At 56.1% G+C, this 18,591-nt stretch carries 11 protein-coding genes; 8 read left to right on the top strand and 3 right to left on the bottom strand.

Annotated elements, in window-relative coordinates:
* Positions 1 to 96 precede the first annotated feature (96 nt).
* Entirely contained in the window at positions 97 to 2,733 is a 2,637-nt protein-coding gene (gyrA, locus tag ACTJI7_RS09605; protein WP_028013903.1) for a DNA topoisomerase (ATP-hydrolyzing) subunit A, read from the top strand.
* A 134-nt stretch (positions 2,734 to 2,867) separates the two neighbouring features.
* A complete protein-coding gene (gene rcsC / locus ACTJI7_RS09600) occupies positions 2,868 to 5,714 on the top strand; it encodes a two-component system sensor histidine kinase RcsC (RefSeq protein WP_049000394.1) in 2,847 nt (948 codons plus the stop codon).
* 112 nt (positions 5,715 to 5,826) lie between these two features.
* Here rcsC and rcsB read toward each other — a convergent pair whose 3' ends face one another.
* Positions 5,827 to 6,477 carry a response regulator transcription factor RcsB gene (gene rcsB, locus ACTJI7_RS09595; protein WP_006176468.1) on the bottom strand — a complete coding sequence of 217 codons (651 nt, stop codon included), beginning with the start codon at positions 6,475 to 6,477 and terminating at the stop codon, positions 5,827 to 5,829.
* 16 nt (positions 6,478 to 6,493) lie between these two features.
* On the bottom strand, positions 6,494 to 9,166 hold the full coding sequence (gene rcsD, locus ACTJI7_RS09590) for a phosphotransferase RcsD (RefSeq protein ID WP_028013900.1): 2,673 nt from the start codon (positions 9,164 to 9,166) through the stop codon (positions 6,494 to 6,496).
* A 743-nt stretch (positions 9,167 to 9,909) separates the two neighbouring features.
* On the opposite strand from rcsD, the gene ACTJI7_RS09585 reads away from it, so the two are divergent.
* From ACTJI7_RS09585 to mgtE, 6 genes are all read left to right on the top strand, one after another.
* Complete coding sequence (locus tag ACTJI7_RS09585; protein WP_028013899.1) at positions 9,910 to 11,022, top strand: porin OmpC; 1,113 nt, start codon at positions 9,910 to 9,912, stop codon at positions 11,020 to 11,022.
* A 114-nt stretch (positions 11,023 to 11,136) separates the two neighbouring features.
* A complete protein-coding gene (apbE, locus tag ACTJI7_RS09580; protein WP_440670168.1) occupies positions 11,137 to 12,192 on the top strand; it encodes an FAD:protein FMN transferase ApbE in 1,056 nt (351 codons plus the stop codon).
* A 72-nt stretch (positions 12,193 to 12,264) separates the two neighbouring features.
* Positions 12,265 to 13,323 carry a bifunctional DNA-binding transcriptional regulator/O6-methylguanine-DNA methyltransferase Ada gene (gene ada / locus ACTJI7_RS09575; RefSeq protein ID WP_440670279.1) on the top strand — a complete coding sequence of 353 codons (1,059 nt, stop codon included), beginning with the start codon at positions 12,265 to 12,267 and terminating at the stop codon, positions 13,321 to 13,323.
* Positions 13,323 to 13,979 (top strand): DNA oxidative demethylase AlkB, encoded by a 657-nt coding sequence (gene alkB / locus ACTJI7_RS09570; RefSeq protein ID WP_440670170.1) that lies wholly within the window; start codon positions 13,323 to 13,325, stop codon positions 13,977 to 13,979. The genes ada and alkB overlap by 1 nt, the downstream gene beginning before the upstream one ends.
* Before the next feature lie 69 nt (positions 13,980 to 14,048).
* Positions 14,049 to 15,692 (top strand): multidrug ABC transporter permease/ATP-binding protein, encoded by a 1,644-nt coding sequence (locus ACTJI7_RS09565; RefSeq protein ID WP_440670172.1) that lies wholly within the window; start codon positions 14,049 to 14,051, stop codon positions 15,690 to 15,692.
* A 147-nt stretch (positions 15,693 to 15,839) separates the two neighbouring features.
* Entirely contained in the window at positions 15,840 to 17,276 is a 1,437-nt protein-coding gene (gene mgtE, locus ACTJI7_RS09560) for a magnesium transporter (RefSeq protein ID WP_028013894.1), read from the top strand.
* Here the strand turns inward: mgtE and ACTJI7_RS09555 are convergent.
* Positions 17,239 to 18,528: a SulP family inorganic anion transporter gene (locus ACTJI7_RS09555; protein ID WP_440670281.1), complete on the bottom strand. Its 1,290-nt coding sequence runs from the start codon at positions 18,526 to 18,528 to the stop codon at positions 17,239 to 17,241. The two genes, mgtE and ACTJI7_RS09555, sit on opposite strands and share 38 nt — an antisense overlap.
* Between the last annotated feature and the right edge of the window lie 63 nt (positions 18,529 to 18,591).

Here is an 18,591-nt window from a genome sequence, read left to right as displayed (position 1 = left end):
CCTGTGAATAAAGCGTATAGGTTTACCTGTATCACCGCGGCTGTGTTATAATTTGCGACCTTTGAATCCGGGATACAGTAGAGGGATAGCGGTTAGATGAGCGACCTTGCGAGAGAAATTACACCGGTTAACATCGAGGAAGAGCTGAAAAGCTCCTATCTGGACTATGCGATGTCGGTCATTGTTGGCCGTGCGCTGCCGGACGTCCGCGATGGCCTGAAGCCGGTACACCGTCGCGTACTTTACGCCATGAACGTATTGGGCAATGACTGGAATAAAGCCTACAAAAAATCTGCCCGTGTCGTTGGTGACGTAATCGGTAAATACCATCCCCATGGTGATTCCGCGGTGTACGACACCATTGTCCGTATGGCGCAGCCGTTCTCGCTGCGTTACATGCTGGTAGATGGTCAGGGTAACTTTGGTTCTATCGACGGCGACTCCGCCGCGGCAATGCGTTATACGGAAATCCGTCTGGCGAAGATTGCCCATGAACTGATGGCCGACCTGGAAAAAGAGACGGTTGATTTCGTTGATAACTACGACGGCACGGAAAAAATTCCTGACGTTATGCCAACGAAGATCCCTAACCTGCTGGTGAACGGCTCGTCCGGTATCGCCGTGGGTATGGCGACCAACATTCCGCCGCACAACATCACGGAAGTGATCAACGGCTGCCTGGCCTATATCGACGATGAAGACATCAGCATTGAAGGGCTGATGGAACACATCCCGGGCCCGGACTTCCCGACGGCGGCGATCATCAACGGTCGTCGCGGCATTGAAGAAGCGTACCGCACCGGTCGCGGCAAGATTTACATCCGTGCCCGCGCCGAAGTAGAAGCGGACGCCAAAACCGGCCGTGAAACTATCATTGTTCACGAGATCCCGTATCAGGTGAACAAAGCGCGTCTGATTGAAAAAATCGCCGAGCTGGTAAAAGAGAAACGCGTTGAAGGCATCAGCGCGCTGCGTGACGAGTCTGACAAAGACGGTATGCGCATCGTGATTGAAATCAAGCGCGACGCGGTGGGTGAGGTTGTGCTGAACAACCTGTACTCCCAGACTCAGCTTCAGGTCTCCTTCGGTATCAACATGGTTGCGCTGCACCATGGTCAGCCGAAGATCATGAACCTGAAAGAGATCCTGAGCGCGTTCGTGCGTCACCGCCGTGAAGTGGTGACCCGTCGTACCATATTCGAACTGCGCAAAGCGCGCGATCGTGCTCATATCCTTGAAGCACTGGCCGTTGCGCTGGCGAACATCGACCCGATCATCGAGCTGATCCGCCGTGCGCCGACGCCGGCAGAAGCGAAAGCGTCGCTGGTTGCGCGTCCGTGGGATCTGGGCAACGTGGCGGCGATGCTGGAACGTGCGGGCGACGACGCCGCGCGTCCTGAGTGGCTCGAGCCTGAATTCGGCGTGCGTGACGGTCAGTACTACCTGACTGAACAGCAGGCCCAGGCGATTCTGGATCTGCGCCTGCAGAAGCTGACCGGCCTTGAGCATGAAAAACTGCTCGACGAGTACAAAGAGCTGCTGGAGCAAATTGCTGAGCTGCTGCACATCCTGGGTAGCGCCGAGCGCCTGATGGAAGTGATCCGCGAAGAGCTTGAGCTGGTCCGCGATCAGTTCGGCGACGAGCGTCGTACCGAAATCACCGCGAACAGCTCTGATATCAACATTGAAGATCTGATCAACCGCGAAGACGTGGTAGTGACCCTGTCTCACCAGGGCTACGTGAAGTATCAGCCTCTGACCGACTACGAAGCACAGCGTCGTGGCGGTAAAGGTAAATCTGCGGCACGTATTAAAGAAGAAGACTTCATTGACCGTCTGCTGGTGGCTAACACCCACGATACGATCCTCTGCTTCTCCAGCCGTGGCCGTCTGTACTGGATGAAGGTCTATCAGCTGCCGGAAGCGAGCCGTGGCGCGCGTGGACGTCCAATCGTCAACCTGCTGCCGCTGGAAGCGAACGAACGTATCACCGCCATCCTGCCGGTACGCGAGTACGAAGAGGGCGTGAACGTCTTTATGGCGACCGCCAGCGGTACCGTGAAGAAAACCGCGCTGACCGAGTTCAGCCGTCCGCGTTCTGCCGGTATTATTGCGGTAAACCTGAACGAAGGCGATGAGCTGATCGGTGTGGATCTGACCTCTGGTTCTGATGAAGTGATGCTGTTCTCTGCGGCCGGTAAAGTGGTGCGCTTCAAAGAGAACGCCGTGCGCGCAATGGGTCGTACGGCGACCGGCGTGCGCGGTATCAAGCTGGCGGGTGAAGACTCCGTTGTTTCCCTGATCGTTCCACGTGGCGAAGGCGCAATCCTGACCGTCACCCAGAACGGCTACGGTAAACGTACGGCGGAAAGCGAATACCCGACCAAGTCACGCGGCACGCAGGGCGTTATCTCCATCAAGGTTACCGAGCGCAACGGGTCCGTTGTGGGCGCGGTGCAGGTGGACGATGCCGACCAGATCATGATGATCACCGATGCCGGTACGCTGGTGCGTACGCGCGTATCCGAGATCAGCGTGGTGGGCCGTAACACCCAGGGCGTTATCCTCATCCGTACGGCGGAAGATGAAAACGTGGTGGGTCTGCAACGCGTTGCTGAGCCGGTGGACGACGAAGAGCTCGATTCCATCGACGGCAGCGTCGCGGAAGGTGATGATGAAATCGCACCGGAAGCAGAGAGCGACGACGACGCAGCGGATGACGCTGACGAGTAATCTCTTCTGACGCATAAAGGGCCGGATTCCGGCCCTTTTCTTTTGCAGATGCAGATACGTGAACGTTGCGACAAGCCGCGTTTACCGCTACCTTAACCACATTCTTTTGACCCCGACGGCGGAGCCTCGCCCCTTTGAAATACCTCGTCTCCTTTCGTACCACGCTGAAAGTTTCTCGCTATCTGTTCCGGGCGCTGGCGCTCCTGCTTTGGCTGCTGGTGGCCTTGCTGTCGGTGTTTTACATCGTCAATGCGCTGAACCAGAAAGAAGCGGAGATCCGCCAGGAGTTTAATTTAAGCTCCGATCAGGCCCAGCGCTACATTCAGCGAACGTCTGACGTGATGAAGGAGCTGAAGTATATTGCCGAAAATCGGCTGACGGCAGAAAACGGTATCCTTGCCCTGCGCGGGCGCAATGACAAAACCGAAGTGCCGGACTTCCAGCCGCTGTTCCCGGACTCTGATTGCTCCACCATGAGCAGCACCTGGCGCGGGTCGCTGGAATCTCTCGCCTGGTTTATGCGCTACTGGCGCGACAACTTCTCCGCCGCCTACGACCTTAACCGCGTATTCCTGATTGGCAGTGAAAACCTCTGCATGGCTGACTTTGGCCTGCGCGATGTGCCCGTCGAGCGCGATGATGCGCTGAAAAGCCTGCACGAGCGTATTGTGAAATATCGCAATGCGCCGCAGGACGAGCGCGGGAACAACATTTTCTGGATTAGCCAGGGGCCGCGCATGGGCGTGGGCTATTTCTACGCGCTGACGCCGGTCTACCTGGGTAATCGTCTGCAGGCGCTGCTGGGGATTGAACAGACCATCCGCATGGAAAACTTCTTCACGCCGGGCAGCCTGCCGATGGGCGTGACCATTCTGGATGAAAACGGGCATCAGCTGATCTCACTCGCCGGGCCGGATAAAAGTTTGAACGTCGATCCGCACTGGATGCAGGAACGCTCATGGTTTGGCTACACCTCTGGCTTCCGCGAGCTGGTGCTGAAAAAAAGCCTGCCGCCATCGTCGCTGAGCATTGTTTACTCGCTGCCGGTGGATATGGTCCTTGAGCGGATACGCATTCTTATTATGAATGCGATCCTGCTGAACCTGCTGGTGGGCGGGGCGCTGTTTACGCTGGCGCGCATGTATGAGCGGAGAATCTTTATTCCCGCCGAAAGTGACGCCCAGCGTCTGGAGGAGCACGAGCAGTTCAACCGCAAGATTGTCGCCTCGGCTCCGGTGGGGATCTGCATTCTTCGTACCCAGGACGGGACCAACATCCTGAGTAACGAGCTGGCGCACAACTACCTGAACATGCTGACGCACGAGGACCGGCAAAGGCTGACGCAAATCATCTGCGGCCAGCAGGTGAACTTTGTCGACGTGCTCACCAGCACCCACACTAACCTGCAGATCAGCTTTGTTCATTCCCGCTATCGTAATGAAAACGTAGCGATTTGCGTGCTGGTGGATGTCTCCGCGCGCGTGAAGATGGAAGAGTCGCTGCAGGAGATGGCGCAGGCCGCGGAGCAGGCCAGCCAGTCGAAATCCATGTTCCTGGCTACCGTCAGCCACGAGCTGCGTACGCCGCTGTACGGGATTATCGGCAACCTCGATCTGCTGCAGACGAAGGAATTGCCGAAAGGCGTCGACCGGCTGGTAACGGCGATGAACAACTCCTCCAGCCTGCTGCTGAAGATCATCAGTGATATTCTCGACTTCTCTAAAATTGAGTCTGAGCAGCTGAAAATCGAGCCGCGCGAGTTTTCGCCGCGTGAGGTCATGAACCACATCAGCGCCAACTATCTGCCGCTGGTGGTGCGTAAACAGCTGGGGCTCTACTGCTTCATCGAACCGGACGTGCCGCTGACGCTGCACGGCGACCCGATGCGCCTGCAGCAGGTCATCTCTAACCTGCTCAGCAATGCCATCAAATTCACCGATATCGGCTGCATTGTGCTACACGTCTGCCGGGCGGGAGATTACCTCAGCATCCGCGTGCGCGACACGGGGGTGGGAATACCGGCTAAAGAGGTGGTGCGTCTGTTCGACCCGTTCTTCCAGGTCGGCACCGGCGTGCAGCGTAACTTCCAGGGCACCGGTCTGGGGCTGGCGATTTGCGAGAAGCTCGTCAGCATGATGGACGGCGACATTTCCGTGGATACCGAGCCCGGCATGGGCAGCCAGTTCACCATCCGCATTCCGCTCTATTCCGCGCAGTATCCGGCAAAAGCCACGGTTGACGGGCTGAGCGATAAGCGCTGCTGGCTGGCGGTCAATAATGCCTCGCTGAATGACTATCTGACGGCACTGCTCGCCCATAGCGGCGTGAGGGTCTGCCGCTATGAAGGCCAGACGCCGGACGTGGACGATGTGCTCATTGCCGACGAGATGCCGGAACAGCCGTGGCAGGGGAGAGGAACGGTGCTCTTCTGCCGTCGCCACATTGGCATTCCGGTTGAACGTGCGCCGGGGGAATGGGTGCACAGCGTCGCAACGCCGCATGAGCTGTTGAGCCTGCTGGCCCGTATCTATAAAGTCGAGCTGGAAGAGAACGACGGTGCAGTCGCGCTGCCGTCACCGGAAGGTCTGGCGTCAGTGAATGACGATATGATGATTCTGGTGGTGGATGACCATCCGATTAACCGCCGCCTGCTGGCTGACCAGCTCGGATCGCTGGGCTATCAGTGCAAAACCGCCAATGACGGCGTGGATGCGCTGAATGTGCTGAGTAAAAATCATATTGATATCGTGCTGAGCGACGTCAACATGCCTAACATGGACGGCTACCGGCTGACGCAGCGCATCCGACAGCTTGGCCTGACGCTGCCGGTCGTGGGCGTAACGGCGAACGCGCTGGCGGAAGAGAAACAGCGCTGTCTGGAGTCGGGCATGGACAGCTGCCTGTCGAAACCGGTGACGCTGGACGTGCTCAAACAAACGCTGTCTGTTTATGCGGATCGCGTGAGAAAAACCAGAATATAAAAAAGGCCCGTAAGGGCCTTTTTTATTTGCCCGGCGGCGCTGCGCTTGCGCGGGCCTACGGGTTCTGAAGGCCGGGTAAGCGTGAACGCCATCCGGCATTTACAGTGGGGGATCAATCCTTATCCGATGCGCTCAGCGTAACGGAGGAGAGATAGTTCAGCAGGGCAATATCGTTGTCCACGCCCAGCTTCATCATTGCTGATTTTTTCTGGCTGCTGATGGTTTTAATGCTGCGGTTCAGCTTCTTGGCAATCTCGGTCACCAGGAAACCTTCGGCGAACAGGCGCAGAACTTCGCTCTCTTTCGGCGACAGGCGTTTGTCACCGTAGCCACCCGCGCTGATTTTTTCCAGCAGACGAGAGACGCTCTCAGGCGTGAACTTCTTGCCTTTCTGCAGCGCAGCCAGCGCTTTTGGCAGATCGGTCGGGGCGCCTTGCTTCAGCACAATCCCTTCGATATCCAGATCCAGCACGGCGCTCAGGATCGCCGGGTTGTTGTTCATGGTCAGAACAATAATCGAGATGTCCGGGAAGTGACGTTTAATATATTTGATGAGCGTGATCCCATCACCGTATTTGTCTCCAGGCATAGAGAGATCGGTAATGAGCACGTGCGCATCAAGCTTTGGGAGGTTATTGATCAGTGCTGTAGAGTCTTCAAATTCACCGACTACATTCACCCACTCGATCTGTTCAAGTGATTTGCGAATACCGAACAGTACAATCGGATGGTCATCGGCAATAATTACGTTCATATTGTTCATGTATAAGGCTACCTTGCTACAGCAAGCTTTTGACGTAGGCGTCAATGTCGCTGATGTATTTTTCAATGCCAGAGGCATCTTTCTCACGAATTAGATGTTCCAGCGTTTCACATAACTGCTTGCCGGGAACCAGATTAAGCATGGCAAACACCCCTTTAAGCCGGTGTGCTGTCTGTGCCAGCGCTGCAAAATCATTCGCAGCGGACTCAGTATACAACCGCTTCACATCATCTGGTACTGTATCAACAAAGAGGGAATAGTATCCGCTGGCGTGAAGCTCGGCATTTTCATTACCGCCTAACGGGGATTCCGTTATCTCTTCCTGCGCCAGCTGCTCTTCTATTAGTTGTAGTACAGCTTCCTGCATCGCATTGCTTATATTAAAGTTGACGCGCAGCTGGCCAGGGCCGATTTTCCGCACGCGTGACTCATCATCGCTTAAAAGCAAGCCCGAGGCAGTAAGATTAGACGGATTATCAGTTAAAAACAGATCAAATTCTTGACTTGCCAGCCTTTCATCCGGCGTGATGCAGGCCGCGCCCCAGTTTTCGAGCTGACGAACCACAATATTGCGGATCTCGTTTGAGGTCACATCCACCATCACCACAACGTCATCCAGCAGGCGTTCTTCATCTTCTTCCTGCGGATTGGCGGCCATTTTCACGTGCAGAGAGTAACGGGTGCCGAGCGATTCACGGGCCTTGATATTCAGATGGCCGCCGAGCTTACGCGCCAGCTGATCGCACAGCCAGAAGGTCAGGGCGTTAGCCTTGCCGTAATGATCGCTTTGCGTGTCATTCAGGAACGGGAAGTGCAGATTATCAATTTCACTCGCCGTCACGCCTTCCCCGGTGTCCAGAATGCGGAACGTCAGGCGATCTTCCGCCGACTCGTCGGTGCTCACTTCAAGCGTGATCTTGCCGATCTGCGTGGTGGTCACGGCGTACTGAATAATCATCAGCAGAATACGACGCAGCGCCTCGCGGTCGCCGTGACGTTCGTCATTGGCGGGTAAATGGTTGTTGATTAGCAGCTGCAGCCCTTTGCGCTTAATTACGGGCAGGACTTCGGGAACCACTTCATCGATCAGATCCTGAATGGAGAAGAGAGAAGGGGTGCCTTTCCAGAAATCATTCTCCAGCATGTTTGCCAGCTGGATCTCATCCACCATGCGGACCAGCGAGTCGGCCTGGCAGGCGAGCTGGTGGCTTTCAGACGTGTTTAACGCTGCCGCCTGGGTCGCCAGCGTTTTTAACGGCTGCTTGAAGGCATCGCCAATATTCTGCATGAATGCCGCGCGCCCCTGCTGGTTCTTCTCATACAGCCTTTGCGCCTGCTTGAGCTTTTTATTCACCAGCACTTCGCGATCCTGATCGCGAATGATGAAGATTTGCGTACGCGGGGCCACCTGGCTGCGGAACTGACGGATCTCGTACAGTTCATTGTTAATGGTGGCCTGAATAACCCCCTGGTGCTGATCCGCCATAGTGGTGATGTTCTGCAGGTTAAGGTGCGGCAGCAGATGGTCAGCAATTTTATTGCTCATCACCGTGCGATTCGATTCCTGATCGTGAACTAACACCCCTAGCGGCAGCACGGAGACAATCTCTTCATTGAGCGCGCGCAATACGCGCAGCTCGTTGGTATTGCCCGCGGAGACCGCAGACGCGTCGCTCTGGCGTCCCGGCTGGAAGCGGAAGGTGCTGTAGCCAAACAGGGCCAGCGCCAGCAGACCAATATTCAGCAGCAGCGGCAGCAGAATATTTTGCAGGGTATCAAGCAGCAGCGTGCCGAACGGTACCTGCCACACCAGACGCATGCCGGTTGAGTTCAGTGACGAGGCAATTTCAATTTTCGAGCCGTTAAAGGAGATTGTGACGCTCTCTGCGGCCTCTTTATCGGACGCCGCACGCATGTTCTGGGTGCTGCTGTCCGGCTCCAGACGGAAGCTGTCGAGCGGCATATCCGGCGGGATCAAATCATTAATGGGTAAATCGAAGGCCACGACCGTCGCCAGATGACCCGGCTGGTTAAAGGTGGTACGCAGGGTAAAATAGTGACCATTCTGCCAGGCCAATCGGCGCAGCGATGAGAAGCTCTCACGTTCATCAAGGGCGTTGGCCTGCTGCAGCATTTCTGCCCGACGGGAGTCGACAATGCTGCCGACCGTCGTCTCTTTAAATCCGGAAGAGAGATCTTTTAACGGCAGCGTCGAAATCAGGATCATGCTGTTGTCCTGACCGTTCAGATAGTACATCGACCACGGCACCGTTTCGGCGCCCCAGAGGGTATCCAGGTAGGTCGAAATACGCTGCGTCATCTCAAGGGTCGCGCTGTCGTGAGAGCCAAAGATAAGCGCTTCAGTCTTACGCTGCGGTTTTTCGAGATAGTAGACATCCTGCTTCAGCCGCGTCTCCTGAAGCCCATCTCCGGATGAGCTGGCAGGCGCTGCCGCAATGTTGTCGTAAATCTGCCAGGTGGCGTAGCGCCAGGTATCAATGCGCTTGTGTACGGCGTGGGTAATATCCACCACCTGATAGCTCTTATCCTTCAGCCAGGCGTTAACCGCGCTCTGCACCATCACGCCCATTGTGACTAACAGCACCACGATCAAAAGAAGAAAGAAACGGGTGATGCTCCCGGGCAGGAGGGAGAATTTGCTCTGGGCGGTAGTTTCAGTCTGACTCATTGATATCTTTAACCCGTGATGGTCGTGCTCTGTGGCGATAGGGCAGTATAAAGGGTAATAACTGAATTTCCAGCGCCACTGTCCTTCAACAAGCGACTTTTTCGATGACCCGTGCGAGAGAGGAAGTACGCCTTAAATGTGTACAAGCACATAATGTATGTACAAATAAAAAATGCATTTCGTCAGAAAATAGCACGAATTAACAAGAAATTATGTTTTGAGCGAATTTTCCCGTTATGCACAGGGGCGTGCGTGAATTTAGTTAATAGTCGTTACAATTACGCGGCGGTAGCACAAAAAAGGAAAAGTTACGTAAAGAAGGGTAAAAAAAAACCGAATGCGACGCATCCGGTTGAATTAGGGATAAACAGACATTCAAAGCTGAATGACGGTAATAAATAAAGTTAATGATGATAGCGAGAGTTATTTTAGAGACTGGAGTCGATCTTGTTTTGTCATTCAGTGCGGTAACGTTTTTTATTTTAACTCTTTGATATGTATTGGGTCATTTTTCGTTTTGATTATAAGTGCTAAATTTCTAAGCTTTTTGTGCTTTGTAAAAGTTCCTTTTCATTTACATCTTGAAACATGTTGATGGATAAATGAAACATCTTCAAAGTTTTCGTATCATATTCGCATTGGATTATTCTGTAATTTTGCGGAGAATGAATTTGCCGACTGGTTAATGAGGGTTAACCAGTAAGCAGTGGCAATTATAAGGCATATAACAGAGGGTTAATAAAATGAAAGTTAAAGTACTGTCACTCCTGGTACCAGCACTACTGGTAGCAGGCGCAGCAAATGCGGCCGAAATTTATAACAAAGATGGCAACAAATTAGATCTGTACGGCAAAGTTGATGGTCTGCACTATTTCTCTGACGACAAGAGTGCTGACGGCGACCAGACCTACATGCGTCTTGGCTTCAAAGGCGAAACTCAGGTTAACGATCAGCTGACCGGTTACGGCCAGTGGGAATACCAGATCCAGGGCAACACGACTGAAAGCGACAACCAGTCCTGGACGCGTGTGGCGTTTGCTGGTCTGAAATTCGCTGAAGCGGGCTCTTTCGATTACGGTCGTAACTACGGCGTGATCTACGATGTAACTTCCTGGACTGACGTTCTGCCAGAATTTGGCGGCGATACCTACGGCTCAGACAACTTCCTGCAGTCTCGTGCTAACGGCGTGGCGACCTATCGTAACCAGGACTTCTTTGGTCTGGTGGATGGCCTGAACTTTGCGCTGCAGTATCAGGGTAAAAACGGTAGCGTAAGCGGTGAAAACGTCGGTGGACGCAGCCTGCTGAAACAGAACGGCGACGGCTACGGTGCATCCGTAACCTATAACCTGGGCGAAGGCTTCAGCGTGGGTGGTGCGATGTCCTCCTCCAAACGTACCGCTGACCAGAACGCACCGGGCGTTTATGGTAACGGCGATCACGCAGAAGTCTATTCTGGCGGCCTGAAATACGATGCCAACAACATCTACCTGGCTGCGCAGTACTCTCAGACCTACAACGCAACCCGCTTCGGTACCTCTAACGGCAGCAGCCCGACTACCGCTTACGGTTTTGCTAACAAAGCGCAGAACTTCGAAGTGGTTGCTCAGTACCAGTTCGATTTCGGCCTGCGTCCATCCGTGGCTTACCTGCAGTCCAAAGGTAAAGACATCGAAGGTTACGGCGATCAGGATCTGCTGAAATATGTTGATGTGGGTGCGACTTACTACTTCAACAAAAACATGTCCACCTACGTGGATTACAAAATCAACCTGGTTGATGAAAATGAGTTCACCCGTCAGGCCGGTATCGGCACTGATGATATCGTCGCGCTGGGTCTGGTTTACCAGTTCTAATCGCGTCATCGTGTGACTAAGGGGCCTGAAGGCCCCTTTTTTGTGCTTTTTTTTGGCCTCACAACGCAACCGTTTTGGTGTACTCTTGCCGCCCTGGCATGAGGATAATAATGAATGGACATGACTTTTTTACGCGCCAGCTTTCTGGCTATGCTTTTTTTCCTGACCGCGTGTGACGATTCCGCGCCCGTGGCGAAAACCGATGCACCCGCCGCGACGGTGCTCGAAGGCAAAACGATGGGCACCTTCTGGCGCGTCAGCGTGATGGGCCTGGATAAAACGCGCGCTGATGAACTTCGCGGTAAAATCCAGTCTCAGCTGGACGCCGACGACCAGCTGCTCTCAACCTATAAAAATGACTCGGCGCTGATGCGCTTCAATCTTTCCACCAGTACCTCCCTGTGGCCGGTGAGCGAAGCGATGGCCGATATCGTCACCGAATCAATGCGCGTGGGATATAAAACCAACGGCGCGATGGATGTCACCGTCGGGCCTCTGGTCAATCTCTGGGGATTTGGCCCGAACAAACAGCCGGATACCACACCCGAACAGTCGGCCATTGATGATGCCCGCGCCCGGACAGGGCTAAAGCATCTGACGGTGATCAACCAGTACGGCCAGCAGTATCTGCAGAAAGATATCCCCGATCTGTTTGTCGATCTGTCGACGGTAGGTGAAGGTTACGCGGCGGATCACCTTGCCGAGCTGATGACGCAGGAAGGGATATCGCGCTACCTGGTCTCCGTGGGGGGCGCGTTAGTCAGCCGGGGCATGAACGCCAGCGGTAAACCGTGGCGCGTGGCGATTCAAAAACCGACCGATCGGCAAAACGCCGTACAGGCCATTGTGGATATTAACGGGCACGGCATCAGCACTTCCGGGAGCTACCGTAACTATTACGAGCTCGACGGGAAGCGAATTTCGCACGTGATCGATCCGCTGACCGGACGTCCCATCACGCATAACCTGGTCTCGGTGACCGTGATTGCCCCCACTGCGCTGGAAGCCGACGCCTGGGATACCGGATTAATGGTTCTCGGCCCGGAAAAAGCCAAAGAGGTGGTTCGTCAGGAAGGACTGGCGGTTTATATGATCACTAAAGAGGGCGACGGGTTCAAAACCTGGAGCTCGCCGCAGTTCAACAGCTTCCTGGTGAGCGACAAAAATTAAAAAGCAAGGATGCGGGTTTTTTATCACTGGCACTCGGGCACGCTAAAGGTATGCTTGTAAGAGGAGCTGATGATGAAAAATCCAACCTATATGAATGATGAGGATCGCTGGCAGGCCGTTCTGGCTCGCGATCCGCGCGCTGACGATCGGTTTGTCTTTGCCGTGCAGACGACGGGGATTTTCTGCCGCCCGTCATGCCGCGCCCGTCACGCGCTGCGTAAAAACGTCTGCTTTTATCCCGATGTCCAGCATGCCGTTCAGGCAGGGTTTCGCCCGTGTAAGCGCTGCATGCCGGACAAACGCGATCCGAATCAGCAAAAGCTGGCGAAAGTGGAGCACGCCTGTCGCCTTCTGGAGCAGGATCCCGCGCTGACGCTTGAAGGTCTGGCGCAGCAGGTCGCCATGAGTCCTTTCCATTTCCACCGGCTGTTTAAGTCCGTCACCGGGATGACGCCAAAAGCCTGGCAGCAGGCGGCGCGGGGGCAGCGTCTGCGCGCGGCGCTTGCGCAGGGAAACAAAATTACCGATGCCGTGCTGGCGGCAGGGTTTCCCGACAGCAGCAGCTATTACCGCAAAGCCAACGATGCGCTGGGCATGACGGCGAAGCAGTACCGCAAAGGCGAGGTGGCGGTGCGTTACGCCATTGGCGACTGTTCGCTAGGACGCTGCCTGGTTGCGGAAAGTGAGCGGGGGATTTGCGCGATACTGCTGGGCGACAACGATACCAAACTGGCAGAAGAATTTGCGACGCTGTTTCCAAACGCGGAGCATGCCCCGCAGGAAGATGCCTTTGCCCAGCGTATCAGCCAGGTCATTGCCAGTATTGATAACCACGCGGTGCCGCTGGCGCTGCCGCTGGATATACGCGGCACCGCGTTCCAGCAGCGGGTCTGGCAGGCCCTTAGTGACATCCCCTGCGGGGAAACGGCCAGCTATCAGCAGGTGGCGAAGGCGATTGGCCAGCCCAACGCGGTGCGTGCCGTCGCGGGTGCCTGTGCGGCAAACAGGCTGGCGATTGTGATCCCCTGTCACCGCGTGGTCCGCAACGACGGCGCGCTGTCGGGCTATCGCTGGGGGGCGGCGCGAAAAGCGCTATTACTGAAACGTGAGGCGAAACGCCGGGAGGGATAATGCTCGATCTTTTTGCGGATGCTGAACCGTGGCAGGAGCCGCTTGCGCCCGGGGCAGTGATCCTGCGCCGCTTTGCACTCTCCCGTGCGGCGGCATTGCTTGCCGGTATTGAAGAGGTCACGGCGGTTTCACCGTTTCGCCATATGGTGACGCCGGGCGGCTACACCATGTCGGTGGCCATGGCCAACTGCGGCGAACTGGGGTGGGCGACGAACGAACGTGGGTATGTGTATGCCCCGAACGATCCCACGACCGGCCGGCCGTGGCCTCCCATGCCTGCGGTGTTTCAGGCGCTTTGTCACGAGGCTGCCGTTGCAGCAGATTACCCTGACTTCCGGCCGGACGCCTGCCTGATTAACCGCTACGCCATCGGTGCGAAGCTCTCGCTGCATCAGGACAAAGATGAGCCCGATCTGCGCGCGCCCATTGTCTCGGTATCGTTGGGTCTGCCCGCCGTCTTCCAGTTTGGCGGATTGCGCCGCAACGATCCGCTCAGGCGCATTATGCTGGAGCACGGCGACGTGGTGGTGTGGGGCAGGGAGTCACGGCTGTACTATCACGGCATTCAGCCCCTGAAGTCCGGGGTTCATCCCCTCACTGGCGAGTACCGCTATAATCTGACTTTCCGTCAGGCGGGATTGAACAAACAAAAATAAGAATTATTCTTGATGTCCGCTCAGGGCAGTTTACACTGCTGGCTGATTTTTATTGTCCGGATTGCCTGCATGCAACTACTTCTTCTTGTCTGGCGTCAGTACCGCTGGCCCTTCATTTCCGTAATGGCCTTAAGCCTTGCCAGCGCGGCGCTGGGTATTGGCCTGATCGCGTTTATAAACGTGCGGCTGATCGAAATGGTCGATACCTCACTCTCGGTTCTGCCGGAGTTTCTCGGCCTGCTGCTGCTGTTGATGGCGGTTACGCTCGGCTCTCAGCTGGCGCTGACCGCGCTTGGTCACCATTTCGTTTTCCGCCTGCGCAGCGAGTTCATCAAGCGGATCCTCGACACGCAGGTTGAGCGCGTGGAGCAGCTCGGCAGCGCCTCCCTGCTGGCGGGGCTGACCAGCGACGTGCGTGCGATTACCATCGCGTTTGTCCGCCTGCCGGAGCTGGTGCAGGGGATCATCCTGACCTTTGGCTCGGCGGCCTATCTCGCCTGGCTTTCTACCAAAATGCTGGCGGTGACCGCGGTGTGGATTGCCATCACCATCTGGGGCGGTTTCGTGCTGGTATCGCGCGTCTATAAACACATGGCGGTCCTGCGCGAAACGGAAGATAAGCTCTATAACGATTACCAGACGGTGCTGGAAGGGCGCAAAGAGCTGAACCTCAACCGCGAGCGTGCCGAGCATATCTTCAATAACCTCTATATCCCGGACGCGCGCGAATACCGGCACCACATTATTCGCGCCGATACCTTCCACCTGAGCGCGGTGAACTGGTCCAACATTATGATGCTGGGCGCCATTGGCCTGGTATTCTGGATGGCGAACAGCCTGGGCTGGGCGGACACCAACGTGGCGGCGACCTACTCGCTGACCCTGCTGTTTCTGCGTACGCCGCTGCTCTCGGCCGTCGGCGCATTGCCCACCTTGCTGAGCGCGCAGGTGGCGTTTAACAAGCTTAAGAAGTTCGATCTGGCGCCATTTAAGGCTGAATTCCCGCGCCCGCAGGCCTTCCCGAACTGGCAGACCCTGGAGCTGCGCGACGTGACGTTCCGCTATCAGGACAACGCCTTCTCCGTGGGACCGGTCAACCTGACGATTCACCGCGGCGAACTGCTGTTTCTCATCGGCGGCAACGGTAGCGGAAAATCCACACTGGCGATGTTGCTCACCGGACTTTACCAGCCGCAGTCGGGCGAGATCCTGCTGGACGGTAAGGCGCTGAGCGCGGAGAAACCCGAGGATTACCGCAAGCTTTTCTCAGCGGTATTCACCGATGTCTGGCTGTTTGACCAGTTGCTGGGGCCGGAAGGGCAGCAGGCCAATCCGGCGCTGGTTGAGAAATGGCTTGCGCAGCTGCAGATGTCGCACAAGCTGGAGCTCCAGGACGGCAAAATCCTGAACCTCAAGCTCTCTAAGGGGCAGAAAAAGCGCGTGGCGCTGCTGCTGGCGCTGGCGGAAGAGCGTGACATCATCCTGCTGGATGAATGGGCGGCGGATCAGGACCCGCACTTCCGTCGCGAGTTTTATCAGGTGCTGCTGCCGCTGATGCAGGAGATGGGCAAGACCATTTTCGCCATCAGCCACGACGATCATTACTTCATTCACGCCGACCGTCTGCTGGAGATGCGCGACGGCAGGCTGAGCGAGCTGACCGGCGACGAGCGCGATGCGGCGTCGCGTGACGCGGTGGCGCGCACGGCCTGATGCCCTCACTCTAACCCTCTCCCACGGGGAGAGGGGATAATCGTGGCCGTAATGCCGCTTTTTTCTCCATCCCGCCTCGCTGTTTATTCTTATTTACATATCCTCGCGCTATGCTTAGTCTCAACTCATTTAATGGATTTATGATTGATGTCGGTATTAAAGAAAAACAGCGCCAGGCAGCGTGACCAGGAACGTGCGCGACTCATCTGGCTTCTCACGACCGATAAAGCGGTCACGTCTACGCTATTAGGCAAACTGACCCTGGCTGAGCAATATGATGTCGGCACCTTAGCCGACGATATTGCTGAGGTAGGTGCGCTGGTTGCTCATTTACCGCCGCCGGATCTGGCGGATACCCTGGAAGCGCTTCCTTCGGAAGAGCGTCACGCCCTCTGGCGCCTGGTACAGGATCACGAGCGCGGCCAGGTTCTGCTTGAAGCCTCCGAAAACGTCTGGGATGACCTGATCGACGAGATGAGCGATCGGGATATCCTCGACGCCCTGCAAACCCTGGATATCGACGAGCAGATTTACCTTGTACAGCATCTGCCGCGTAACCTGACCGGCCGCCTGCTGGCCTCTCTGCCTGCCGATGAACGTGCGCGTGTGCGTCAGGTGATGCACTACGAGAAAAACAGCGTCGGCGCGATCATGGAGTTCGGCGTTATCACGGTACGTCCGGACGTCACGCTCGGTACCGTGCAGCGCTACCTGCGCCGCCTGGGCAAAATGCCGGACAACACCGATAAGCTGTTTGTCACCTCGCGGGATAAAACCCTGCTCGGCGAGCTGGAGCTGAAAACTATCCTGCTCAACAGCGCCCAGCAGCGGGTGAGCGAGGTGATGGAAAACGAGCCGATGGTCTTCTCCCCGGAGGACGATGCGGAAAAAGCGGCGCGTACCTTTGAACGTGATGACCTTGTGAGTGCGGCGGTCGTAGACTCCGTTGGCAAGCTGATGGGCCGTCTGACCATCGATGAAATCGTTGACGTGGTTTATGAAGAGACCGATAACGACCTGCGCGCGCTAGGCGGGATCAGCGCCGAAGATGACGTTCACGCCTCCGTCGGTAAGGCGGTAAAAACACGCTGGGCCTGGCTGGCTATTAACCTGTGTACCGCCTTCATCGCTTCTCGCGTGATTGACGGCTTTGAACACACCATCTCGCAGCTGGTGGCGCTGGCCTCGCTGATGCCGATTGTGGCCGGAATTGGCGGCAACACCGGAAACCAGACCATCACCATGATCGTCCGCGCGCTGGCGCTGGAAAATATTCAGCCCGGTAACTTCGCCTTTCTGATCTTCAGGGAAATGGGCGTGGCGCTGATTAACGGCCTGGTATGGGGCGGCATTATGGGCGGCATCACGTGGTGGCTGTATGACGATATGGCCTTAGGCGGCGTGATGATGCTGGCGATGGTGCTGAATTTGCTGGTGGCATCGATGATGGGCGTCATTATCCCGCTGACGATGACCAAACTGGGGCGCGACCCCGCGGTGGGGTCGAGCGTGATGATCACCGCCATCACCGATACCGGCGGTTTCTTTATTTTTCTTGGGCTGGCAACGATTTTTCTGCTTTAACCCGACGCTTAATGCGGGCGGGGATCAGTGCCATGACGATAATCCCGCCCAGCACGCCAACCGCCAGGTTGCCGGTTGATACCGTGGCGGCTACCGTCACCAGCATCACCACCGTTTCGGCAATCGGGGCGTTTTTTATCGTGGCGGGCTGAAGGCTGTGCCAGCTGAAGGTTTTGACGGCAACAATCGCCATAATCCCCGCCAGCACAGCCATAGGGATTTTGGCCATCACTTCGCTGAGCGCCGTTACCAGGAGCAGCAGCACGATGCCCGCCGCAATGGTTGAAATGCGGCTTCGTCCTTTCCCCATCTCCACGTTAACGATGGTTTGTCCGATCATCGCGCAGCCCGCAATGCCACCGTAGAGCCCGGCCATGATATTCCCCACGCCCAGCCCGATGCTCTCGCGACGCTTGCTGGAAGGCGTAACCGTCAGTTCATCCACGAGTTTTGCCGTCAGCAGGGACTCCAGCAGACCGACGAAGGCAATACTCAACGCGCAAGGCCAGATAATGTTCAGCGTCTGTAAATTAAGCGGCACCAGCAGCTCGGTAACTCCAGGCAGACCGCCAGTCATTGAGCCTTCATCACCGACAGTCGGCAGGATCTGACCGCTGGTGACGGTGAAAAGGGTTAACAGCACAATCGCAATCAGCGGGGAAGGGACGCTTTTAATATAGCGCGGCACCCACAGCACAATCAGCAGCGTCAGCACGAACAGGCCCACAATCAGCGGGCTTCGGCTCCAGAAATGCGGCACCTGAGCGAAGAAAATCAAAATGCCAAGGGCGTTAACAAATCCGGTCATCACCGACTGGGGAATAAAGCGCATCAGCCTTGCCATGCCCAGCACGCCAAACAGAATCTGGATCACGCCAGCCATCAGCACGGCCGGAAGAATGTACTGTACCCCGTGCTGATGCACCATCGGGCCAATCACCAGCGCTACGGAACCGGCCGCAGCCGTGACCATCGCCGGACGACCGCCCAGCACGGAGAGAGCAAGACACAGCACCACGGAGGCGATCAGGCTGACCTTCGGGTCAACGCCCGCCACCACGGAAAATGAGATCACTTCGGGGATCAGCGCCAGAGCGGTAATCACGCCCGCCAGCGTTTCACGCGCCAGTTGTTTAGGGGAGTGCTGCACGCTGGCTACACTGTCTTCAGGGGATACGGCAGAATGAGGTAAGGACATAACAGTTCGCTGGTTAGGGCAGGCTTCCGTGCGCGCGATCACAAAGTGCAGCATAGTAGCCATAAATTCCTCCTTATACCAGTTGCACGCCGCAATCCCCTACAAACAATCCATCAT

Source organism: Enterobacter sp. 22499 (assembly GCF_052044815.1).
Classification (GTDB): Bacteria; Pseudomonadota; Gammaproteobacteria; order Enterobacterales; family Enterobacteriaceae; genus Enterobacter; species Enterobacter bugandensis.
This window is presented reverse-complemented; position numbering and strand designations above follow the sequence as displayed.